The following is a 3,422-nucleotide window of genomic DNA, read 5'->3' as shown; positions in this document are numbered from 1 at the left end:
CTGGCTCATTGCTAATGATGCTGATCTTGAATTATTCAGCCTTCAAAATACAGACTACTTTGGTAAAACAGATGCTGAGCTTGCTGAGTTTACTGATCCGATTTACAAAGAAGCTTTTCTTTTATGTGTGGAAACCGATGAAAAGTCGTGGCAAGCAAAAACTCTTTCGCGGGGTAATGAAGTGATTCCCACAGTAAATGGCACCAAAAAAGTGTATGATGTAATAAAAGTACCTCTTTTTAAATCTGACGGAGCAAGAAAAGGCTTAGTCGTTCTTGGTAGAGACATCACCGAACGCAAACAAGCAGAAGAAGAAATTAAAATTGCGAGAGAGCGTCTCGGAATTACAAATTCAATTTTACGTCATGACATAACCAATGACTTGATAGTTATTAATAGTGCCGTTAACCTATTCAACATTGAGCACGACCCGAAAATGCTTTCTGAAATCCAAAAGCAAGTTCAGAAATCACTTGATCTGATCGAAAGACATCGTGAACAAGAGTCTTTCATAGATTCTCATTCTAATCTGAAAAAAATTGAATTAGTGCCTATGTTAAACAATATTATTAAAGATTTCGATGGGATTGAAATTAGCATCTCCGGCAAAGGAACGGTTTATGGGGATAATGAAATATCTTCTGTCTTTGAAAATTTAATAAACAATTCGATAAATCATGGAAAGGCTACTAAAGTAGATATTGAAATAAATCCCAATGAAGAATTGTGTGAAATAAAAGTGCGTGATAACGGATCAGGAATTCCGGATGAAATCAAATACAACGTTTTCGATAAAGGGTTCTTCTCCGGAGAGAGCGGTCATACCGGCATTGGTTTGTATGTAGTAGAGCAAACAATAAGAAATTATGGTGGTAATATTTTCGTTGAAGATAATCAACCGAGCGGAGCTGTTTTTGTAATCAGTTTGAGAAAGGGAATTTCGAGATAATGTCGTTATGTAACTCAATCATCCCTGATTGAGAATGGCATAAATAAATATTAAAACCATTAGATATTAAGGAGTAAAATGATGAAAAAAACTTTAGTGATAATAATCGTATTGCAAATATTTTTTATTTGTTCATTATTATCTGCAAATAATCTTTCGCCGATCGGGTATTGGAAAACGATTGACGATGAAACCGGAAAAGTAAAATCTGTTGTGCAAGTTTGGGAAGAGAATAATAAACTTCACGGCAAGATCGTGAAATTATTCAGGAAACCAGACGAAGATCAGAATCCTGTCTGTGCAAAAGGTTCAGGAAAACTCACGGGCAAGCCGATGCTGGGCGCCACGATAATGAGAAACCTAAAAAAAGATGGAGAATGGTGGGATAATGGTAAGATCACTGATCCTAAAAAAGGTAAAACCTATCATTGTAAAATTCGGGTTATAGACGATGGAAAAAAGTTGCAGGTGCGCGGATATATCAAAGCCATAATCAAAATCGGTAGAAGCCAAATCTGGTTGAGAACCGATAAACCGAAATTTGGAGTAAAACATCCGTGATGTTTTAAAATAAAAAGTAATCTGGAGTAAAACAATTATTTTGGAATAAAACATCCGTGATGTTTTAAAATAAACCATCTTGAATGTTTTACACAAAAATAAAGTATAAAAAAATCCCACGCGTAAATTTACTCGTGGGATTTTTTATTTATTGAGATTGGAAGAATTTATTTTATTTTCCCGGACACTGTTTTACAACTTCAGGAGCAATGTTTTTATCACCGTAAGCTTTATCAAAATGTGTTTTGAATTCTTGAGCCAATTTTGTTGCCCGTTCATCAAAGGCAGATTTATCTTCCCATGTATTTTTCGGATTTAGAACTTCAGAGGGAACGTTCGGGCAGGAAATTGGGAAATTCAAATGGAAAATATCATCTGTTTCGTATTTTGAATTTTTAATTATTCCTTTTAAAGCAGCATCCACAAGTGTGCGTGTCAAATTAATGTCCATGCGTGAGCCAATTCCGTAGGGTCCGCCACTCCAACCCGTATTAACAAGGTAAACGCTTGTATTGTGTTTTTTCATTTTTTCGCCCAGCATACTTGCATATACATCGGGATTTCGGGGCATAAACGGTTCTCCGAAGAAACGCGAAAAAACTGTTACCGGTTCTGTGATTCCGGTTTCTGTTCCTGCTAATTTGCTTGTGTAACCCATCAGAAACCAGAGCATCGCCTGCTCGGGATTCAGCTTGGAAATTGGAGGAATTACTCCGTTTGCGTCCGCAGTAAGAAAAAGAATTGTGTTGGGATGGACGGATATGGAGGAAGTTTTTATATTACTCAAAAAGGTAAGAGGATAAGAACCACGTGAATTTGGGGTTAATCTTTCATCATCAAGATCGTATTTGCCGTTCGGATACATCATACAATTTTCCACGATTGCACCGTGTTCGAGATAATTGCCCTTGTGAAAAACTGCATTATAGATTTCCGGTTCTTTTTCTTTGCTTAGGTTTATAAGTTTGGCATAACATCCGTTTTCAAAATTTGCAATACCGGTATCGCTCCAACCGTGTTCGTCATCGCCAAGTAGAGCACGACTCGGATCAGCGGAAAGGGTGGTTTTACCGGTTCCCGAAAGTCCGAGCAAGAGAGCGCTATCACCATTTTCACCTTCATTAGCAGAACAATGCAAAGGGAGGATTCCTTCGCCCGGAAGGTAGTAATTCATAACAGTGAACATCAATTTCTTTATACTTCCCCCGTAGGCAGATCCATAAACGATTCCGATTTTGCGGTCAAAATCCATTGCTACCGCCATATTTGAAGTCAATCCGTCTTTTGTTTTTCGGAGTTTGCCTTCATACTTAGCCCGATCCAATTTATCATAAGGAAGAGCAATAAGCGTGAATGGTCTATCTGCAAAAATACTTTTCTCGATGTCTTCCGGAACCGGTCGGAACATATTGTCTGTAAAAAGAACAGATAGAGCTTGATCGGAAATAGTTTTTGTGGGAAGAGCATAGGAAGAATCTGCTCCGATAACTCGGTCGGTGATATAAATTTTTTCTTTCTCTGAGATAGTCTTGAGGGCGTCTTCGTAAATCATATCAAAAGTATCAGGTGCAAGTGGAATATTATTCGGTGAATTCCAATCAATATTTTTTTCAGACCCGGGATGTGAAACTATAAGCGTATCTTTCGGGCTTCTTCCGGTTGATTCCGGAGGTGTCCAGGTGTCGAGACATCCATTTGCAGAGATAATCGCTTCCCGATTTTCGACTGCTCGTTTGATCATTTCTTTTCTTGGAATATTGTTTAATATATTTTGGTGATTTCCAAGAATTTTCTTCAAGTCCTGATTAATATCCATTTGTAACTCCTAAGCATTATTTGTAATTAAATTTTAATAAAGTGAGTCTTATCGGAAAGGGATAAAAAGTTGTCAATATTAGTAAAAATTCACATC

The 3,422-nt window shown here is 37.3% G+C and carries 3 protein-coding genes; 2 read left to right on the top strand and 1 reads right to left on the bottom strand.

All coding sequences use genetic code 11. The features are described 5' to 3' along the window. Both U9P79_05610 and U9P79_05605 read left to right on the top strand, forming a co-directional pair. The coding region (locus U9P79_05610) for an ATP-binding protein (GenBank protein MEA2104099.1) at positions 1-949 on the top strand (949 nt) is incomplete at its 5' end. Positions 950-1,027: 78 nt separating this feature from the next. Continuing rightward, positions 1,028-1,510 carry a DUF2147 domain-containing protein gene (locus tag U9P79_05605; protein MEA2104098.1) on the top strand — a complete coding sequence of 161 codons (483 nt, stop codon included), beginning with the start codon at positions 1,028-1,030 and terminating at the stop codon, positions 1,508-1,510. Positions 1,511-1,682: 172 nt separating this feature from the next. On the opposite strand, the gene U9P79_05600 is transcribed toward U9P79_05605, so the two are convergent. Next, positions 1,683-3,326 (bottom strand): phosphoenolpyruvate carboxykinase (ATP), encoded by a 1,644-nt coding sequence (locus tag U9P79_05600; protein ID MEA2104097.1) that lies wholly within the window; start codon positions 3,324-3,326, stop codon positions 1,683-1,685. Positions 3,327-3,422 lie beyond the last annotated feature (96 nt).

The sequence above is a fragment of the Candidatus Cloacimonadota bacterium genome (genome assembly GCA_034661015.1).
In the GTDB taxonomy this organism is placed as follows: domain Bacteria; phylum Cloacimonadota; class Cloacimonadia; order JGIOTU-2; family JGIOTU-2; genus JAYEKN01.
This window is presented reverse-complemented; position numbering and strand designations above follow the sequence as displayed.